This window comes from Mesorhizobium sp. B2-8-9, assembly GCF_006439475.1.
Classification (GTDB): Bacteria; Pseudomonadota; Alphaproteobacteria; order Rhizobiales; family Rhizobiaceae; genus Mesorhizobium.
The window spans coordinates 22,449-41,185 of the sequence record NZ_VFTQ01000026.1; the positions used below are offsets into that span (position 1 = coordinate 22,449).

16 protein-coding genes and 1 tRNA gene are annotated in these 18,737 nt (G+C 63.4%); 7 read left to right on the top strand and 10 right to left on the bottom strand.

The annotated features are described in order from the left end of the window. Entirely contained in the window at window positions 1–1,731 is a 1,731-nt protein-coding gene (locus tag FJ423_RS25235) for a TadG family pilus assembly protein (RefSeq protein ID WP_140845718.1), read from the bottom strand. Window positions 1,732–1,877: 146 nt separating this feature from the next. After that, on the bottom strand, window positions 1,878–2,243 hold the full coding sequence (locus tag FJ423_RS25240) for a TadE/TadG family type IV pilus assembly protein (protein ID WP_246680294.1): 366 nt from the start codon (window positions 2,241–2,243) through the stop codon (window positions 1,878–1,880). 375 nt (window positions 2,244–2,618) lie between these two features. On the opposite strand from FJ423_RS25240, the gene FJ423_RS25245 reads away from it, so the two are divergent. The 4 genes from FJ423_RS25245 to FJ423_RS25260 all read left to right on the top strand — a co-directional run bounded on the left by FJ423_RS25245 (window position 2,619) and on the right by FJ423_RS25260 (window position 8,050). Further along, on the top strand, window positions 2,619–4,211 hold the full coding sequence (locus FJ423_RS25245; RefSeq protein WP_140845720.1) for a peptide ABC transporter substrate-binding protein: 1,593 nt from the start codon (window positions 2,619–2,621) through the stop codon (window positions 4,209–4,211). A 177-nt stretch (window positions 4,212–4,388) separates the two neighbouring features. Then, the gene (locus FJ423_RS25250; RefSeq protein WP_095766839.1) at window positions 4,389–5,312 is read left to right on the top strand and encodes an ABC transporter permease subunit; all 924 of its coding nucleotides are present in this window, start codon (window positions 4,389–4,391) and stop codon (window positions 5,310–5,312) included. Then, window positions 5,305–6,429, top strand: a complete 1,125-nt coding sequence (locus FJ423_RS25255) for an ABC transporter permease subunit (protein ID WP_140845721.1) — start codon at window positions 5,305–5,307, stop codon at window positions 6,427–6,429. The genes FJ423_RS25250 and FJ423_RS25255 overlap by 8 nt, the downstream gene beginning before the upstream one ends. A 1-nt stretch (window position 6,430) precedes the next feature. Next, entirely contained in the window at window positions 6,431–8,050 is a 1,620-nt protein-coding gene (locus FJ423_RS25260; protein ID WP_140845722.1) for an ABC transporter ATP-binding protein, read from the top strand. 28 nt (window positions 8,051–8,078) lie between these two features. Here the strand turns inward: FJ423_RS25260 and FJ423_RS25265 are convergent, their stop codons facing one another. Next, window positions 8,079–8,369, bottom strand: coding sequence for a hypothetical protein (locus FJ423_RS25265; RefSeq protein WP_318012091.1), 291 nt, complete (start codon window positions 8,367–8,369; stop codon window positions 8,079–8,081). A gap of 244 nt (window positions 8,370–8,613) precedes the next feature. Here FJ423_RS25265 and FJ423_RS25270 point away from each other — a divergent pair, with 244 nt between their 5' ends. After that, complete coding sequence (locus FJ423_RS25270) at window positions 8,614–8,907, top strand: type II toxin-antitoxin system ParD family antitoxin (protein WP_140845724.1); 294 nt, start codon at window positions 8,614–8,616, stop codon at window positions 8,905–8,907. Window positions 8,908–8,955: 48 nt separating this feature from the next. Here FJ423_RS25270 and FJ423_RS33700 read toward each other — a convergent pair whose 3' ends face one another. Together FJ423_RS33700 and FJ423_RS25280 are read right to left on the bottom strand one after the other, a co-directional pair. Continuing rightward, a complete protein-coding gene (locus FJ423_RS33700) occupies window positions 8,956–9,321 on the bottom strand; it encodes a hypothetical protein (RefSeq protein ID WP_181174895.1) in 366 nt (121 codons plus the stop codon). Between the two features lie 14 nt (window positions 9,322–9,335). Next, window positions 9,336–9,412: transfer RNA gene (locus FJ423_RS25280), tRNA-Pro, on the bottom strand. Window positions 9,413–9,603: 191 nt separating this feature from the next. Between FJ423_RS25280 and FJ423_RS25285 the strand changes: the two genes are divergently transcribed. After that, window positions 9,604–11,841, top strand: a complete 2,238-nt coding sequence (locus FJ423_RS25285; protein ID WP_140845725.1) for an AGE family epimerase/isomerase — start codon at window positions 9,604–9,606, stop codon at window positions 11,839–11,841. A gap of 4 nt (window positions 11,842–11,845) precedes the next feature. Next, window positions 11,846–12,457, top strand: a complete 612-nt coding sequence (locus FJ423_RS25290; protein ID WP_140845726.1) for a hypothetical protein — start codon at window positions 11,846–11,848, stop codon at window positions 12,455–12,457. Window positions 12,458–12,461: 4 nt separating this feature from the next. On the opposite strand, the gene betB is transcribed toward FJ423_RS25290, so the two are convergent. The 5 genes from betB to betI are packed head-to-tail and all read right to left on the bottom strand — an operon-like array spanning window position 12,462 to window position 18,737. Further along, window positions 12,462–13,925: a betaine-aldehyde dehydrogenase gene (gene betB, locus FJ423_RS25295; protein WP_140845727.1), complete on the bottom strand. Its 1,464-nt coding sequence runs from the start codon at window positions 13,923–13,925 to the stop codon at window positions 12,462–12,464. Between the two features lie 49 nt (window positions 13,926–13,974). Next, window positions 13,975–15,627 carry a choline dehydrogenase gene (gene betA, locus FJ423_RS25300; protein ID WP_140845728.1) on the bottom strand — a complete coding sequence of 551 codons (1,653 nt, stop codon included), beginning with the start codon at window positions 15,625–15,627 and terminating at the stop codon, window positions 13,975–13,977. Next, window positions 15,620–16,621 (bottom strand): threonine/serine dehydratase, encoded by a 1,002-nt coding sequence (locus tag FJ423_RS25305; protein ID WP_140845729.1) that lies wholly within the window; start codon window positions 16,619–16,621, stop codon window positions 15,620–15,622. The genes betA and FJ423_RS25305 overlap by 8 nt, the downstream gene beginning before the upstream one ends. Beyond that, window positions 16,621–18,150, bottom strand: a complete 1,530-nt coding sequence (gene betC / locus FJ423_RS25310) for a choline-sulfatase (protein ID WP_140845730.1) — start codon at window positions 18,148–18,150, stop codon at window positions 16,621–16,623. The genes FJ423_RS25305 and betC overlap by 1 nt, the downstream gene beginning before the upstream one ends. Continuing rightward, window positions 18,147–18,737 (bottom strand): transcriptional regulator BetI, encoded by a 591-nt coding sequence (gene betI / locus FJ423_RS25315; protein ID WP_140845731.1) that lies wholly within the window; start codon window positions 18,735–18,737, stop codon window positions 18,147–18,149. The genes betC and betI overlap by 4 nt, the downstream gene beginning before the upstream one ends.

Below are 18,737 nucleotides of genomic sequence, written 5' to 3' on the forward strand. Positions count from 1 at the left end.
CTACTGCACCAGCACAGAACGCCCGCAGGTCGCGCCGGTCACGCGCACATCGGCCTCGCCGACATGGACGCCCAGGGCTCCAAGCACGTTGTAGACGAGGTCGTCCACCGGCGCGGTCACGCCGTTGAGCAGCGTCGTCACCGCCGGCTTCACTGTGCCGAGCAGGGCGGTCACGTCGAGGCCGAGCCCCAGCGCGTTGACCGAGAGCGACAGGTTGTTGGCCAGCGATGTCGTCAGCGACTGCGTCAGGTTCTTCGTCGACACCGTCTTGATCGCCTTGTTTGCGATGTCGGTGGCGTTGTAGGTCAGGTTGGTCGGCGTCATGTTGGTGACCGAGAAGGCCGACGAGCCTGTCACCTGCAGCAGCGGGACGAGCAACAGCTTCAGGTCCGCGATATCGGCGTCGGAGAAGGACTGCGGCTTGGTGAAATCCGCGAAGCCGCTGGCATTGCTGTTGGCGAGATGGGCTGAGACCACGCCCGGCTGCGCGGCGATCGAAACCTTGATGCTGGAGGGACCGGTCGGGCAAGTGATGTCGGTCAGCTTCGCTTCGGCATAGGCCACTTCGACGTTGAGCGGCAGGTGGACGGCGACAAGACTGGTGCCGCCGCCGAGATTGGAATTGCCGAGTGTCACGCTGGCGTTGAGCTTGATGCGGGTCTGCGCCGTGCGCACCACGGTGCCGGCTTCTCCCACTGCCAGCCAGGCCGAGTTCTGCATCGGCTCGCCGATGGCGATCGCAAGCGTCGTCGATGCCAGGCCCGGTATGGTGGCGCCGAGATTGACCGCGACCTGATTCGTGCCATTGGCCAGAGCGGCAGCCGCGGTGAACATGCTGAGCGCGCTGGCTGTCACGTTAAGGCCGGCCGGCTTTTGCCCGATGCCGAGATCGCCGACGGAGCCGAGATCGATGAGGGTGCTGAGCGGAATCCTGACCGTATTGGTGGCGCTGGAGGCCATGGTCTGCAGAGCGAGTTTGGCTGTGCGGTCGAGCCCCGGCACATTGGCCATTGCCGTGGCGATCTGGCCGATCGTTGCTTTGGAAGCAAGCACGTCGTTGTAGGAGACGCCGGTCAGATGCAGTTGCGTCGCCAGCGCATCGGTGAACGAAAGAACGTCGACATCGGCCGACACCAGTGAATTGTAGTCCATCACGCTGAGCGAGATGTTGCCGCCGAGAAGGCCGCCGAGAAGCGCGTTGAGAACGCCGCCATTGAGGCTGGCGAGCCGTGAGCCGACCGAAAAAGCCGCTTGCGGCTGCGCGCTGGCGATAGCGGTCGTGCCGAGAGTGGGCGGCGCCATGATCGAGCCGGCGAAATAAAGCGTACCCTGCTTCTTGAGCGTCACCTGGACCGCATTGTAGGGCAGCTTGCCCGCCTCGAACCGGCTGCCGGCGGCAATGGTGCTGACGCCCGTGTAGCGCCCCGGCACGACCTGGACGACGGCCTTGCTGGCGGTCGGCGCCACGGTCGCGCCTTGTTGCTGCACGGCGACCGAGGTGATGCCGTTGTCGCTGAGCGCGGTCAGCACCGCCTGCTGGGCGTTGGTGATGTTCGAGGCCGCGGTGATGGCGGCAAGGTCGACGATCGACTGCGCGGCGCGGCGCTCGTTGTAAAGGGAACCTTCGTCGATCGCGAAGGCGGTCAGCGCCAGCGCCACCGGCGTGCACAGCGCGGTCATGACGGCGAAATTCGCGCTCCGGTCGGCGAGCAGCCGTCGCGTCGCCGCCATGAAAGCAATTCCAGGAAAAATGCGAGGCGGTTGAGTTCGGCGACCTCGCCGTAGCCTTCCGTCCGGAATTGCGTCACTGAAAACAGATTGAGCGGTCTGGCCTTTTCGGGAAACGATAAGCCGCTCCAGCCCCCCCTTGATGGGCATCATATGCCTCCGACGCGGATCGTCGATTGACGTTGGATCGTCGTGCCCGGCAGCGGCAGCGTCCGGAACAGGTTCCAGATCGGCAGGTTGCGCGCATCGTAGGTGACCGAGACGACGAATTGGCTGCCGTCGAGGGCGCTGTCCTGCGCGTTGACGGTCAGCTTGTTGGCCTCGACGAACGGATAGCCCGAGACATCGTGAGTGATGAAATCGGTAACCAGCGCCTGCCGCTCGGTCTGGTTGAGGCCGGCAATCGCGGTGCGCGCCGCGTCGGCGGCGATCTGCTGCACCGAATGGCTGGCGCCGAAATAAATCCCATATGCAACCATGCCGAGCAGAAGCAGGATGAAGACCGGCGCCAGCATGGCAAATTCGATTGCCGACGTGCCCGTGGCGTCAGCCCGGAAACGAGACCACGGAACAAGCAATTTTCGGTTCTTCAGCATGGCGCGGAGAATGCCAAAGGCCGCCTGCAAAAACAGAAAACAGCTGGAACAACCGGCAGGTGTGCCAAGTTGAAAGCAAGCTCTAAGCTTTAGGTTTCGCTGTTTTAGCGTTATGGCGCTCACTTTGCGTCAAGCAGGCAATGGTTGAAATAAGATTTCGCTCTGTCTAGTCTCCTGCCACCAGCCGCCGGAAGGAACCGGCGGCACGCCTGAAACGGGGTCGTTTCAACGGTTCCGAGGTGTCAAAACTTAAGAAGGCGCGGCTGAGGGGCTGCGCCGACAGGGAGAAACTTCATGCTGAAAGACATGCTGAAGGCGACGGTGTTCGCCACCACATTGGCCTTGGCCAGCGGCACATTCTATACGCCTGCCTTCGCCGAAACCGTCTACAACCGCGGCGCCGCCGCCGAGGCGGAGACGGTCGATCCGCACAAGACGTCGACTGTCTACGAAGCCGATATCATACGCGACCTGTTCCAGGGCCTCGTCATGCACGACCAGAAGACGAATCTCATACCGGGCGCCGCCGAAAGCTGGACGGTGTCGGATGACGGCACCGTCTACACCTTCAAGCTGCGCAAGGACGGCCTCTGGTCGGACGGCACCCCGGTGACGGCGGACGACTTCGTCTATTCGTTCCATCGACTGGAAGATCCGGCGACCGCTGCAGAATACGCCTCGATGCTCTATCCGGTGAAGGGCGCCGAGGACTTCAATACCAAGAAAGGCAAGGCCGAGGATATGGGCGTGAAGGCGATCGACGCCAACACGCTTGAAGTCACGCTGAAGGCTCCGACGCCCTACTTCCTGGAGATGCTGACCCACCAGGCGACCTATCCGGTCAACAAAGCTTCCATGGACAAGCTCGGCGCCGACTGGATCAAGCCGGGCAAGCTGGTCTCCAATGGCGCCTATACGCTGGCGGAGTGGATTCCCAACGACCATATGAAATTGGTCAAGAACCCGAAATTCTGGGACGCCGCGAGCGTCAAGCTCGACGTGGTCAACTACATCCCGACCGAGGATCGCTCGTCGGCGATGAAGCGTTTCGAGGCAGGCGAGCTCGACAGCTATGGCGATCTGCCGACCGAGCAGCTCGCCGATCTCAAAACGAAATTCGGCGATCAGGTCCGTGTCGGGCCGTATCTCGGCACTTATTATTACGCGGTCAAGACCGACAAGGCGCCTTGGGACAATGTCGAGTTGCGCAACGCTATCTCGATGGCGATCGACCGCGACTTCCTCGCCGAGAAGGTCTGGCAGAACTCGATGCTGCCTGGATATTCGATGGTGCCCCCGGGCATCGAGGGCTACACGCCGGCACTGGCCAAATATGCCGACATGCCGCAGATCGACCGCGAGGATGCGGCCAAGAAGATCCTGGAAAAGCTAGGCTATACACCCGAGCATCCGTTGAAGATGGAGATCCGCTACAACACCTCGGAAAACCATAAGAACACGGCGGTGGCCATCCAGGAACAGCTGAAGCCGCTCGGCGTCGAGGTGACGCTGCTCAACACCGACACCAAGACCCATTACAGCTTCCTCGAGCAGAAGGGCAACTACGACGTCGCCCGAGCCGCCTGGATCGCCGACTACAAGGATCCCGAGACCTTCCTCGGCATCTCGCGCAAGGCGAGCGGCAACAACTACTCGAACTACAACAGTCCTGCCTATGAAGCCGCCATGGACAAGGCGGCTGCCGCAGGCGGCAAGCCCGAGGAGCGCATGAAGGACCTCGCCGCAGCCGAGCGCATCCTCGTCGACGACGTCGGCGAGATCCCGCTTCTCTACTACAGCTACCACGACATCGTTTCCTCGAAGCTGCATGGCTTCGACGACAATGTGATGGACATCCATCCGTCCCGCTTCATCTCCAAGGACTGACAAGAAACCTTGGCCGTGCCGCCGCTCTCTTTTTGGGAGCGGCGGTCGCGGTCTGTCGTCGTGCCGGGCCGAAAGTCGGATTGGATTTTCGGGCTGCCCGGTGCGAAGATCAGAGATGCCGGCGCGCCACGGATCTTCGACTGGAGAGCCTGTCGCCCTGGCTGAAGCGGGGCGCCGATGCTGCGTTATGTCTTCCGGCGGCTGTTGACCGCCATCCCGACGCTGTTCGTCATCGTGACGGTGGCGTTTTTCCTGATCCGCGTCGCGCCAGGCGGCCCGTTCAACCAGGAGCGGGGCCTGAGCCCCGAGATCAGGGCCAATCTCGAAGCCCAGTTCGGCCTCAACGATCCGCTCTGGCTGCAATATGTCCACTATCTCGGCAATCTTTTGCGCGGCAGTTTCGGCCCGAGCTACAATTTGCCCGATTTCACCGTCACCGAACTCTTCGCCAAGGGCCTGCCGATCTCGGTACAGATCGGTAGCTCGGCACTGGTGCTGGCGCTGCTGTTGGGCTCGATCCTCGGCACCATCGCCGCGCTCAACCAGAACAAAATAGGCGACTATTCGGTGATCGCCTTGGCCACCGCCGGCAGCACCATCCCCACCTTCGTCACCGCGCCGGTGATCCAGCTCGTCTTCGGGTTGTCCTGGAAGCTGTTGCCGATCGGCGGCTGGGGCGACGGCGCCTTGATCAACAAGGTCGGTCCGGTGCTGACGCTGGCCTTGCCGCAGATCGCAATCGTCGCCCGACTGATGCGCGGCTCCATGATCGAGAGCCTGCGTTCGCACCATATCCGCACCGCCCGCGCGCTCGGCCTGTCCGACTGGTCGGTGGTGGTCAAGCACGCGCTGCGCGGCGCCGTGCTGCCGATCGTCTCCTTCACTGGTCCGGCCGCGGCGGCGCTGTTGACTGGCTCGATCATCGTCGAAACCATCTTCTCCATCCCCGGGGTCGGCCGCTACTTCGTCGATGCCGCCCTCAACCGGGACTACACGCTTGTCATGGGAACCGTGGTGGTGATCGCGCTCTTCACCATCGTCTTCAACCTGATCGTCGACCTGCTCTATGCGGTCGTCGATCCGAGGGTGCGCTATGACTGACCTCGCCGTCGCCGTGCCCGAGCCGATCGTCGGCCGCTCGCTCTGGGGCAATGCCTGGGCCCGGCTCAAACGCAACCGCGCCGCGATGCTCAGCCTCTACTACCTGGCCTTCATCGCCGTCATCAGCATTTGCGGTCCGTGGGTCGTGCCGCATGCATACACCACAATCTATGGCGACTATGTGCGCATGCCGCCGAGCTTTTCGGCCTATCCGAAACCCGACATGATCCAGGGTGCGCTGGGCGACGCCATCAAGCGCATGCGCGCCGACATCAAGGAATGGCATCAGGACGGCGATCGCGTCATCGTTACCGTCACCTCGACCAAGCCGATCGATGACCGCAACATCCGCTATCTCGACCGCTCCGACGCCTTCGACGACACCAGGATCGAGAACAAGTCGCCCGACGGCCTCGAGGTGACGATGAGCTCGGCCGTGAAGCAGCAATATTTCTTCTTCGGCACCGACAACACCGGCCGCGACCTGCTTTCGCGCACGCTGATGGCCGGACGCATCTCTTTGGCCATCGGCCTGCTCGCCGGCGTGGTCGCCGGCGTCATCGGCGTCATCTACGGCGCGACCGCGGGCTTCTCCGGCGGCAAGGTCGACGAGGTGATGATGCGCATTGTCGACGTGCTCTATTCGCTGCCGTTCATCTTCTTCGTCATCATGCTGGTGGTGTTTTTCGGCCGCAACTTCGTGCTGATGTTCCTGGCCGTCGGCGCTGTGTTGTGGCTCGACATGGCGCGCATCGTGCGCGGCCAGGCGTTGTCGATCCGCAGGCAGGAATATGTCCAGGCGGCGGAGGCCATGGGCGTCGGCCAGCGCGGCATCCTGTTGCGCCATGTCATCCCCAACCTGCTTGGCCCGGTGGTCATCTACATGACGCTCTTGGTGCCGCAGGTCATCATCCTGGAGAGCTTCCTGTCCTTCCTCGGTCTAGGCGTGCAGGAGCCGATGACCAGCTGGGGCGTGCTGATCTCGGTCGGCGCCAAGAACATCGGCTACGCCAACTGGCTGCTTTTGTTCCCGGCCTTTTTCCTCGTCTCGACGCTGTTCGCCCTGAATTTCGTCGGCGACGGCCTGCGCGACGCGCTCGATCCCAAGGACCGCTGAGATGACTGGTTCCGAAACGATCCTCAGCGTCAAGGACCTGCGCGTCCGCTTCCAGACCCTCGACGGCACGGTCGAGGCCGTGAAGGGCATCAACATCAAGGTCAACGCCGGCGAGACGGTCGCCGTCGTCGGCGAATCCGGTTCCGGCAAGAGCCAGACGATGATGGCGGCGATGAGCCTGCTTTCCTCCAATGGCGAGGCGACCGGCCAGGTCGACTACCGTGGCCGCAATCTCCTGACGATGTCAAAGAGCGAGCTGAACCAGGTGCGCGGCCGCAAGATCAGCATGATCTTCCAGGAGCCGATGACCTCGCTCGATCCGCTCTACACCATCGGCAACCAGCTGATGGAACCGATCAGCCGACACCGCGGGCTGAACGCGGCCGCGGCGCGGGAAGAGGCGCTGAAATTGCTCAGGCTGGTGCACATTCCCGATCCCGAAAGGCGGATGAAATCCTATCCGCACGAGATGTCGGGCGGCCAGCGCCAGCGCGTCATGATCGCCATGGCCTTGGCCAACGATCCAGACATCCTCATCGCCGACGAACCGACGACGGCGCTCGACGTCACCATCCAGGCGCAGATTCTGATGCTGCTGGCCGAACTGCAGCGCAAGCTCGGCATGGCCATCGTCTTCATCACCCACGACCTCGGCATCGTGCGCCGTTTCGCCGACCGCGTCTATGTCATGCGCCTGGGCGAGGTGGTGGAGGAGGGCGATGCGGAAGCGCTCTTCGCCAATCCGCAGCATGCCTACACCAAGATGCTGCTCGCGGCCGAGCCGACGGGCACCAAGGTGGCGCCGCCCGCCAGTGCGCCGGTGCTGCTCGAAGGCCGCAATGTCGAAGTCGTCTTCAAGATCGGCGGCGGCTTCCTTGGCGGCGAGCCGCTGATGCTGCGCGCGGTGGACAGGATCTCGATCCGGCTGAAGCGCAACCAGACGATCGGCATCGTCGGCGAGTCCGGTTCAGGCAAGTCGACGCTGGGCCGCGCGTTGCTCAGGCTCTTGCCCAGCGACGGCGTGATCCGCTTTGGCGACCGCGACATTTCGGACGCGGACCGCCAGGCGATGCGGCCGCTCAGGCGCGAATTGCAACTCGTGTTCCAGGATCCGTTCGGCTCGTTGTCGCCGCGCATGACCGTCGGCCAGGTGATCACCGAGGGCCTTTTGGTGCACGAGCCCTCATTGACCGGCAAGCAGCGCGACCAGCGCGCCGTCGAGGCGCTGCGCGAGGTCGGCCTCGACCCCAATGCGCGCAACCGCTACCCGCATGAATTCTCCGGCGGTCAGCGCCAGCGCATCGCCATTGCCCGCGCCATGATCCTGAAGCCGAAAGTGGTGGTGCTCGACGAGCCGACCTCGGCGCTCGACCGTTCCGTGCAGAAGCAGATCGTCGAGCTTTTGCGCAAGCTGCAGGCCGACCATGAGCTGTCCTACCTCTTCATCAGCCACGACCTCGCGGTGGTCCGCGCCATGGCCGACTACATCATCGTCATGAAGCAGGGAAAGATTGTCGAGGAAGGGCCGACGCAAGAAATCTTCGACAATCCGCGCGAAGCCTACACCCAGACGCTGATGAACGCCGCGATCGATACGGCACGGTTCCGCATGAGCGCTTGAAGCCGGGGCAAGCTTGACCTCGCTCGCCTCACGGCGAGGACGGGCACCTCCGGTTCCGCGTCGCGACGATCACCTGCTGCTGTTGCTGCAGCCGTTCGATCCGGGCGGTTTCGCGATTGGCGATCGCCGTCTTCACGCGCTCGCCGCCGAGCAGCCATGTCGGCACGCTGGTGTTGGCGACCTTGCCGCGAGCGATTGCGGTGCGTGAAATATCGGTCGCGGTGTCGCCGACCGCATTGTTGAGCTCGGGGCAGTTCATTTTGTCGTAGTTCGCCGGGCTGATCGACGCGGTGGTCGATGAGCAGCCCGCCGCGAACAAGAGGACCGCAATTGTCGGTAGAATGGCCGTCGGCGTGAACTTCATACTCTCAACCCTGGTTCGCCGTCCTGCGGTCCCGCGCATCCAGGAGCATGGCGGGTTGCCATTAGGCCAAAGTGAGAAACCGTTGTCGAGCGTTGTCGCACGATTCTGTTTTCGAAGATCACACATCGTTCGAGCGACGGTATTGGCATAATATGCTATCCCCCTAGATCATGCCTGTTGAATTGGAGCTGATACCGCGATGCCGACCCGCAATGTTGTCCTGACGGAACACCTCGAAGAGGTGATCGATCGGCTGGTGAAAACCGGGCGTTATCAGAACGCCAGCGAGGTATTGCGTGACGGCTTGCGGCTGATCGAGCAGCGCGAGGCGAGGGAGTCGGCAAAGCTGGCCGCGCTCAGGGAGGCAGCCAGCATCGGTTTCCACGACATCGAGCAAGGCCGTTTCGAGGATATTGCTGGAGACAGTCTCGAAAAATTTATGAATGGCCTGGGGCGGCAGGCAAGCTTACGCGCGAAAAAACCAGGCTTGTAACGCCATGGTCCTGTACCGGCTTTCAGCAGCCGCGAAGGAAGACATCGTTCAAAACTCGCCTACACGGAAGTCAATTTCGGCGAGATCGCGCGTGTCCGTTACGAAGGGTTGCTGATTACGGCGCTGCGCGACATTGCTGCCGATCCCGAACGGGTGGGCAGCATCGCCCACGCGGACCTGGGAAGCAATATCCGCAGCTATCACTTGCGCTATAGTCGGGATCGAGCATGGACCGAACACGGCATTGTTCTGCGACCACGCCATTTCCTGCTCTACCGGATGACGCTTGAGGTCATCGGAATTGGCCGCGTTCTCCACGACGCGATGGAACTCCGGCGCCATCTGCCGGAGAGCTACGGCGACGATTGACGGCAGTCCGGATTTCAGACGGATGGCGATTTCGGGAAAGGCCAAGTGCTTGTTTTTTCTGGTCGGAGTGGCAGGATTTGAACCTGCGACCCCCTCGTCCCGAACGAGGTGCGCTACCAGACTGCGCTACACTCCGTGACCAGACCGCGGGCTTATAGCTGCCACGTTCCGATCCTGCAAGCGGCAATGGCAGTCCTTCTGTCGCATTTCCTTTCTTTCGCGGAGCTTGCCCGAGTGGCATAGGATTTGGCTGTCGAGTAAAGGTGGGCTTAAAGGCTTTTGTCGTAAGTCCGACCCATGGGAGCCGGACTTTTGACAGGGTCGTTCATGAGCCAGCGCATCGTCAGTTTCGTCATGAGCGGTGGCGTCGGGTCGCGGCTGTGGCCGCTATCGCGCGAGGACAACCCCAAGCAGTTCCACGACTTCTCCGGCGATGGCTCGATGCTGGCCAAGACCGTGCGCCGGCTGGCGGCGCGCACGCAAGGCGAGACGCCGATTTTCTTGATCGCCTCAGAGCGTCACGCCGACCGCGTCCATGCCGACCTTGCCGGCATCGATCTTGCCGGTGGCGGACCACTGTTCGAGCCGACGGGCCGCAACACGGCCGCGGCCGTGGCGCTGGCCAGCCTGCGCACGCTCTCCGAATATGGCGACGAATTGGTTCTGGTGGTGCCGTCGGATCACGAGATATCGACGCCTGGCCAGTTCTGGCAAAGCATCGAGGCGGGCGCTGCCGCGGCAAATGCCGGCCGGCTCGTGGTGTTCGGCCTGAAACCGACACAGCCCGAGACCGGCTACGGCTATATCGAGGTCGGGGCAGGCCAGGACGGCGTCTTCGCCGTCTCGCGCTTCGTCGAGAAGCCGGATCTCGCCACCGCGCAGGCCTATGTCGACGCCGGCAGCTTCTACTGGAACACCGGCATCTTCCTGTTTCGCGCCGGCGCAATGCGCGACGCCTTCGCGGCCCATGAACCGAAAATCTGGCAGGCGACGGAGGCCGCCTACGAGGCTGCGACCAGCGATCTGTCCGGCCTCTATATGCCGCTGGACCTTTATTCCGCGATCCCGTCGACCTCGATCGACTACGCCATCATGGAGCAGGCGAAAGATATCGCCATGGTGCCCGCCGGCTTCCGCTGGAACGATCTCGGCTCCTGGCAGTCGCTGCTCGATGTCGGCCCGTCCGACAAGGGCGGCAACGTCATCGTTGGAGACGTCGTCGCCATCGATTGCGAGAACTCCTATATCCGCAGCGAGGGTCGGCTGCTGTCGGCCATCGGCATGAAGGACGTGGCGATCGTCTCCACGGCCGATGCCACATTCGTCGCGCCGGTCAGCCACAGCCAGCACGTCAAGAAGATCGTCGAGCAACTGGAGAAATCCGGCCGGCTCGAAACAAGGTTCACGCCGGCGCATGACCGCGTCATCGAGAGCGGCGCCTGGCGGCGCCGCGTGCGCCACTGGCTGTTCGAGGAGACGCTGCCGCTATGGTCGACGCTCGGCGTCGACGAACGCCATGGCGGCTTCCACGAGGCGCTGGGCTTCGACGCCGCGCCGCTGATGAAATCCAAGCGCATGCGCACCCAGGCGCGTCAGGTCTATGCTTTCGCGGTCGCCAAGGAGCGCGGCTGGGACGGCCCGGCCGACCGGCTGATCGCGCACGGCATCGACTTCATGGCGGGGCAGGGCCGCACCGATCGCGGCGGCTGGGTGCGCACGCTCAACATCGACGGCTCGGTCGCCGATCCGGTCGAGGATGCCTACGACCATTCCTGCGTGCTTCTGGCGCTGGCGCATGCCCATATGTCGGGCCATCCCGACGCGTTGCGGCTTGCAGAGGAGACATTCGCCTTCCTCGACGCGCATCTGGAGGATGCCCGCCTGACCGGCTTTCTGGAAACCTCCGACGGCGCGGAGGAACGGCGCTCCAATCCGCACATGCATCTGCTCGAGGCCTTCCTCGCCTGGCACAAGGCGACGGGCGAGCGCGCCTATCTGCGCCGCGCGGCACGCATCATCGATCTTTTCCGCAGCCATTTCTTCGATGCCGAAAGCTGGACACTGGGTGAATATTTCGACGACGGCTGGAAGCCGGCGGCGGGCGAGAAGCGGAGCTGGACCGAGCCTGGCCATCACTTCGAATGGGCCTCGCTGCTGGTCGATTTCGCCGCTCGCAGCGGCCAGGGCGAACTCACCGCTTTCGCGCGCAAGCTCTATGCCTCGGCCGTTGCCAACGGCCTCAACCGCGCCACCGGCCTCGCCTATGGCGCCGTCTCGCGCCAGGGACTGCCGCTCGACACGGTCTCGCGAAGCTGGCCGCAGGCCGAGGCGATCAAAGCGGCAATCGCGCTCGACGGCTCGGGCGGGCCGGACCTCAAGCCCGAAATCGAAGCGCGCGTCGGCCGCCTGTTCCGCTGGCACATAGATCCGGCGCCGCTCGGCCTGTGGATCGACCGCATCGACGAGCGCGGCCGCTCGCTGGCGACCGACGTGCCGGCCAGCATCTTCTACCACCTAGTCTGTGCGCTGACGCAGTATCTGGACGGAACGACGGAGAAGGGGTGAAAGGTTGGAAGAGGCGGACGCCGGCGACTTTGTAGACCTTCCGGGCGATACAACCCTTTGGAAGACCCAGGGCATTCCGCCGACAAGGATTAAACTCCCAATAGAAGCCCGCAGCCGCTTTCCTTGGTACTTGCCCATCTTCGGTATAGCCTCGGGGTGGGCACTATCTTCTTCAGTGAGCTTCTACTCCACTGCGGTCCAAAACTGGGAAGCAGGAAATTCACTCGACCGGCTAGGGTGGCTTGCTGGGATCCTCGGCTGTCTTCTTGTCGGCGCACTGTTCGCGGGAATGCTAGCAAGGGCGGCAATGGACGCGGCGAGTTCACGTCCATCGCTCATTCTCACGAAAGAAACCCTATGGGATAGGCGGCAGCTGGATGGCCCGATGCCTTGGAGCAACGTCCAGCGCGTAAGCTTTATATCCAGTAGGGCTTCGTTGGCCGCTCATCTGAAACTTACCCGACCAGTGTATGTCAGGAGCGGACTGTTCCGGTTCGGTGGGGCAGTCACGAGCAGGCTCAGATCAAATGTGGTCGTCTTGATTTCGGACCTTGACGTGGACGAGGGAGTGATCAAGAAGATCATCGTAGCCCTCCCTAAGAATGTGCGACCGTAACTATTCAGTAGGGCGCTGCCACGTCCCCCGTCTCGACATAAACCGCCTTGAGCTGCGAATAATGCGCCAGCGCGGCCAGCGAATTCTCGCGGCCGATGCCGGACTGCTTGACGCCGCCGAAAGGCATTTCCACCGGCGTGAGATTGTAGGCGTTGATCCAGCACGTGCCGGCCTGCAGCTCGGCGATGACGCGATGCGCGCGCGGCAGGTCGCGCGTGAACACGCCCGCCGCCAGCCCGAATTCGGTATCGTTGGCGCGCTCGATCACCTCGTCCTCGCTGTCGAATTTGAGCACGCTCATCACCGGTCCGAAAATCTCCTCGCGCGCGATCCGCATGGTGTCGGCGACATTGGTGAACACCGTCGGCTCGACGAAAAAACCGCCTTCGAAACCCTGCAGCGACGGCAAATTGCCACCGCAGGCTAGGCTGGCGCCATCCTGCTTGCCGGCTTCGATATAGGACACGACCTTGTCCTGCTGCGCCTTGCTAACCAGCGGACCCATCTGCGTTTCCGGATCGAGCGGGTCGCCGATGCGGATTTTCTTGGTGCGCTCGACAAGCCGCTCGACGAAGCGGTCGTGCAGGCCCTTCTGCACGAAGACGCGCGTGCCGTTCGAGCAGATCTGGCCGGTGGAATAAAAGTTGCCGAGCATGGCGCCGCCGATGGCGTTCTCGAGATCGGCGTCGTCGAAGATGATCAGCGGCGACTTGCCGCCGAGCTCCATCGTCGCGTGCTTCATCTTCGAGCCGGCAAGCGACAGCACCTTGCGGCCGGTCGGCACCGAGCCGGTCACCGAAACTTTTGCCACGACATCATGGCCGACGAGACCTGCGCCGACATCGCCGTAACCCTGCACGACGTTGAACAATCCGTCGGGCAGCCCCGCTTCGCTGTATATTTCGGCCAGCGCCAGAGCCGAAAGCGGCGTGTTCTCCGACGGCTTGAACACCATGGCATTGCCCATGGCCAAAGCCGGCGCCGACTTCCAGCCGGCGATCTGGATGGGATAGTTCCAGGCGCCGATGCCGATGCAAACGCCGAGCGGCTCGCGTCGCGTGTAGGCGAAGGGCCCGCCGAGATCGATCATCTCGCCATTGAAGGCGGCGATCGCTCCGGCGAAATATTCCAGGCAGTCGGCTGCCGAAGGGGCGTCGGCCACCAGCGTTTCCTGGATCGCCTTGCCGGTGTCCAGCGTCTCTATCCGGGCCAGATCGGCATTGCGTGCGCGCAGAATATCGGCTGCGCGGCGCAGGATGCGGCCGCGTTCGACAGGCTTCAACCGTGCCCAGGCCGGCTGCGCGGCCCGGGCGGCTTCGATCGCCAGCTCCAATACATTCGGCGTTGCCGAATGCAGCCTGGCGATGGTCTCGCCCGTCGCCGGATAGATCACCGGCAGCGGCGCACCGCCTTCGTCCTCGATGTAGCGGCCGTTGACGTAGTGCGATGCCGTCGGTTGGGCGCGCATGGCTTTCTCCAGAACTGTTGGCCGATCGGGCGGTCTGCCCGACAATGCCCTATCGGTCCGCCACCTGCCAGCGCGGATTGATCCACGGTTCCTGGTTGGATCGCGCCAGCGGCGTTCGGCCAAGGATGTGGTCGGACGCCTTTTCGCCGGTCATGATCGAGGGCGCGTTGAGGTTGCCGTTGGTCACCCGCGGGAAGATCGAGGAGTCGGCGACGCGCAGCCCCTCGACGCCGATCACCCGGCATTCCGGATCGACGACACTGGTCGGATCGTCGGCGCGGCCCATCCTGCAGGTGCCGCAAGGATGGTAGGCGCTCTCGGCATGGTCGCGGATGAAGGCGTCGAGCTCGTCGTCCGACTGCACATGGCTGCCCGGTGAAATCTCTTTGCCGCGAAAGCCATCGAAGGCTTTCTGGCCGAAAATCTCGCGCGTAAGCCGGATGCAGTGGCGGAACTCGCTCCAGTCGTCCGGATGCGACATATAGTTGAAGCGGATCACCGGCTTGGCCTTCGGATCGGGAGAGCGCAAGCTCACCGAGCCGCGGGATTTCGAGCGCATCGGGCCGACATGCGCCTGGAAGCCGTGCGACTTCGCCGCCGACTTGCCGTCATAGCGCACGGCCGCCGGGATGAAGTGGTACTGGATATCGGGATAGTCGATGCCGGCCTGCGAACGCACGAAGGCTGCCGCCTCGAAATGATTGGTGGCGCCAAGGCCGGTCTTGAAGAACAGCCATTGCGCGCCGATCAGCGCCTTGGAGAAGGGATTGAGCACCGAATTCAGCGTGATCGGCTTGGTCGATTCCTGCTGGATATAAAGCTCCAGATGGTCCTGCAGATTGGCGCCGACGCCCGGCCGGTCGGCAACCACCTGGATGCCGTTTTCCTGGAGATGCGCACCCGGGCCGATGCCTGACAGCATCAGGATCTTCGGCGAATTGATCGACGACGCCGCGACGATCACCTCACGCCGCGCCTTAACGACCTGAATCTTTTTGTTAGCTTCGATCTCGACGCCGATCGCGCGTTGATTCTCGATTACCACGCGCCGGGCGAAACCCTTGAGCAGCCTGACATTTCCGCGTCTGAGAGCCGGCTTGAGATAGGCGTTCGCCGCCGACCACCGGCGGCCGCCCAGAATGGTCTGTTCCATCGGCCCGAAACCTTCCTGCTTGGAGCCGTTATAGTCGTCGGTGAGCTCGAAACCGGCCTGGCGGCCCGCCTCAACGAAGGCGCCGTAGAGCGGATTTTTCCGAGTGCCGCGCTGCACATGCAATGGTCCGCCTTTGCCTCGCCAGCCGTCCTCGCCGCCGTCGCAATCCTCCATGCGCTTGAAATAGGGAAGCACGTCGGCGAACGCCCAGCCTGCGGCGCCCTGTTCGGCCCAGTGGTCGAAGTCATGCGCATGTCCGCGCACATAGACCATGCCGTTGATCGAGGACGAGCCGCCGAGCACCTTGCCGCGTGGGGTGGCAAGCACGCGCCCGCCGAGATGCGGCTCCGGCTCGCTGGCGAAACCCCAGTCGTAAAGGCTCATATTGAGCGGGATCGACAGCGCGGACGGCATCTGGATCAGCGGCCCCATATCGGTGCCGCCGAACTCGATGACGATCACCGAGTGCTTGCCGTCTTCCGACAGCCGGTAGGCCATGGCCGAGCCGGCGGAGCCGGAGCCGATGATGACGAAATCCGCTTCAAGCATTGTTCATGTGCGCCATAAAGTCGGCGAGCGAGACATTGCCGCCGGTTGCAACCACAAGGACGGTCTTGTCCTTCACATCCACCTTGCCGCCGAGCAGCGCCGCGAGCGATGCCGCGCCCGAAGGTTCGAGCACCAGCTTCATCCGCTCGAACGCGATCTTCATCGCCCGCCGCACCGAGGCGTCGTCGACGGTGACACCGCGCACCCCGGCAGCGCTCACCGCCGCGAAGGGCGCGTCGCCGGGCTTGCGCGCCATCAGCCCGTCGCAGATCGATTTCGGCCCGATCGGCATCGTCTCGATCGCGCCATGCGCCAGCGACGAGCCCATGCCGTTGAAACCTTCCGGCTCGACGGCGATGATCTCGGTCTTGGGCGACAGATAGTGGAAGGCCAGCGAAACACCGCCGATCAGTCCGCCGCCGCCGACCGAGCAGAACACCAGATCGGCCTGCGCCTTCTTCATTGCCAGCTGATCGAGCGCTTCAAGCCCCGCGCCGGCCTGGCCGGCGACGATCTCAGGATCGTCGAAGGGATGCAGCAAGGTGAGGTGCTCGCTCTCGGCGATCTCGCGCGCCTTTGCGGCCGCAACTTCCTCGCGGGCCCGCTCGCCATGGTCGGTCAGCACCACGCGCGCGCCATAACCGGCGGTCGCGTCGCGCTTGGCGGCGGGCGCGTCGATCGGCATGACAATGGTGACGGGAATGCCCAGCGCCTGGCCGGCCGCCGCCAGCCCCTGCGCGAAATTGCCGGAGGAATAGGCGACGACCCCCTTTTTCGCTTCATCCGGCGAAAGCCGGTTCAACCGCCAATAGGCGCCGCGCACCTTGAAGGAGCCGGCCCATTGCAGCGACTCCGGCTTGACGAAGATCCGCGCTGCACCTGTCTCTTTTGCGAGCGCCGCCGACTCCAGAAGCGGCGTCACCTGCGTGGCCGTCGAGGTGATGGCATAGGCCTGTTTCAGATGGCCGAGGGTGGGAACGAGAACGTCAGCCATTATTCGCCTCTCGGATAGCGTTTGCTCTCTTCGAGATTGTCGAGGTTCATGTGATTGCGCATGTAGCGTTCCGACGCCTTCTGCAGCGGCTGGAAATCCCACGGGTAGTAGGCGCCGTTGCGCAACGCCGGATAGACAACCCAGCGGCGCGCCTGGCTTTCGCGCACGGCGGCGTCGAAGGCAGCCATGTCCCAGCGGGCCCTGACCTTGTCCATGAACATCGCCACCAGGGCTGCGTTCGCCGGATCCTCGGCGAGGTTGTCACGCTCGAGCGGATCGGTATCGAGATCGAACAGTTGCGGCGCGTCAAGCTCGCAATGGACGAATTTGTATTTGCCGTCGCGCATCGCGACCAGCGGCGCGTAGGAGCCTTCGGCCGCATACTCCATCAGCACCGGCCCGCTTCGCGCCCTGCCGTCGAGCAGCGGCAGCAGCGACTGACCGTCGGTCCACGGTTCGATCGCGGCGATGTCAATGCCGGCGAGGTCGCAGAGCGTCGGCGTCACGTCGAGATTGGAAACCGGTGCCTTGATCAGCCCGGCCGGAACGCCCTTGCCGGAGATCATCAGCGGCACGCGGGCAGATCCCTCGAAAAAGCTCATCTTGAACCACAGGCCGCGCTCGCCCAGCATGTCGCCGTGGTCCGAGCAGAACAGGACAGTGGTGTCGTCGAGCATGCGGGTACGCTTGAGGACGTCCAGAATCTCGCCGAGCTTGTCGTCGACATAGGAAATGTTGGCGAAATAGCCGCGCCGCGAGCGGCGCACCTGTTCCGGCGTGATCTCGAAGGCTTGATAGTCGCTGGCCCGGTAGAGCCGTTGCGAATGCGTATCCTGCTCCTCATGCGGTATAAATGGGGTTTCAGGATCGAGCGCCTGGCAGTTCTCGTAGAGATCCCAATACTGCTTGCGCGCCACATAGGGGTCGTGCGGATGCGACAGCGAAACGGTAAGGCACCAGGGGCGGTGACCCGCATCGTCCTGCTCGCGCGACAGCTGATAGAGCTTTTGCGTGGCCAGGAACACGACCTCGTCGTCATATTCCATTTGGTTGGTGATCTCGGCGACGCCGGCACCGGTGACCGAACCCAGATTGTGATACCACCAGTCGATCCGCTCGCCGGGCTTGCGGTAGTCCGGCGTCCAACCGAAATCGGCGGGATAGATGTCGGTGGTCAGCCGCTCCTCGAAACCGTGCAACTGGTCGGGCCCGACGAAGTGCATCTTGCCGGACAGGCAGGTATAATAGCCGGCGGCGCGCAGATGGTGGGCGAAGGTCGGAATGGAAGACGTGAACTCGGCGGCGTTGTCATAGACCCCGGTTCGCGACGGCAATTGCCCGCTCATGAACGAAGCGCGGCCAGGCGCGCAGAGCGGCGAGGCAGTGTAATTGTTGGCAAAGCGCGCCGAGCGCGCGGCAAGCGCCTTCAGGTGCGGGGCATGCAGGAAGTCCGCCGGGCCGTCTGGAAAGAACGTGCCGTTGAGCTGATCGACCATGACGATCAGGAAATTGGGTCGCCGGGTGGTCAAGGCAGGCTCCGTCCGTTGAGCTTGGTTTCGAGATAGTCTTCCACGAGCGCGATCGCGGTCTGCGCGTCGGGCACGCCGTCCTTCAGCGCGCGGCGGATGTAGAGCCCGTCTATCAGTGCCGCGGTCGCTTCCGCCACGCGGTCGGCTTCGGTCCGAGGCAGGATGCCGGTCAGCCCGCTCATCAGGTTCGAATGGAGCCGCCGCGCATAGATGCGCAGCAGCCGCCGCAGTTCCATCGATTTCTGTGCCTCGACATAGAAGGCGAGCCAGGCGGCGATGATCTGAGGCTGGAACTGCTCGTCGGAAAAGCTGACGGCGACGACCGCCGAGACGCGCTGGCGCGGCGTCACGGCAAGGCCGAACGCGCGCCTTGTGTCGGTGTTGAGCTCGGCCAGGATGTGCCGCATTGTGGCGAAGAGCAGTTCGTCCTTGGCGCCGAAATAGTGATGCGCCAGCGCCGACGAGACACCGGCGCGGCCGGCGATCTCCGACATCGTCACGTCCAACGACCCGCGCTCGCCGATCGCCGAGATCGTCGCGTCGATCAGCGCCTTGCGGCGCACTGGCTCCATTCCGATTTTCGGCAT

What these genes read in the sequence shown, in the direction of transcription:
- FJ423_RS25235 (WP_140845718.1), bottom strand. Translation starts at nt 1,731, where the DNA reads ATGGCGGCGACGCGACGGCTGCTCGCCGACCGGAGCGCGAATTTCGCC.
- FJ423_RS25240 (WP_246680294.1), bottom strand. Translation starts at nt 2,243, where the DNA reads ATGCTGGCGCCGGTCTTCATCCTGCTTCTGCTCGGCATGGTTGCATAT.
- FJ423_RS25245 (WP_140845720.1), top strand. Translation starts at nt 2,619, where the DNA reads ATGCTGAAAGACATGCTGAAGGCGACGGTGTTCGCCACCACATTGGCC.
- FJ423_RS25250 (WP_095766839.1), top strand. Translation starts at nt 4,389, where the DNA reads ATGCTGCGTTATGTCTTCCGGCGGCTGTTGACCGCCATCCCGACGCTG.
- FJ423_RS25255 (WP_140845721.1), top strand. Translation starts at nt 5,305, where the DNA reads ATGACTGACCTCGCCGTCGCCGTGCCCGAGCCGATCGTCGGCCGCTCG.
- FJ423_RS25260 (WP_140845722.1), top strand. Translation starts at nt 6,431, where the DNA reads ATGACTGGTTCCGAAACGATCCTCAGCGTCAAGGACCTGCGCGTCCGC.
- FJ423_RS25270 (WP_140845724.1), top strand. Translation starts at nt 8,614, where the DNA reads ATGCCGACCCGCAATGTTGTCCTGACGGAACACCTCGAAGAGGTGATC.
- FJ423_RS25285 (WP_140845725.1), top strand. Translation starts at nt 9,604, where the DNA reads ATGAGCCAGCGCATCGTCAGTTTCGTCATGAGCGGTGGCGTCGGGTCG.
- betB (WP_140845727.1), bottom strand. Translation starts at nt 13,925, where the DNA reads ATGCGCGCCCAACCGACGGCATCGCACTACGTCAACGGCCGCTACATC.
- betA (WP_140845728.1), bottom strand. Translation starts at nt 15,627, where the DNA reads ATGCTTGAAGCGGATTTCGTCATCATCGGCTCCGGCTCCGCCGGCTCG.
- FJ423_RS25305 (WP_140845729.1), bottom strand. Translation starts at nt 16,621, where the DNA reads ATGGCTGACGTTCTCGTTCCCACCCTCGGCCATCTGAAACAGGCCTAT.
- betI (WP_140845731.1), bottom strand. Translation starts at nt 18,737, where the DNA reads ATGCCGAAAATCGGAATGGAGCCAGTGCGCCGCAAGGCGCTGATCGAC.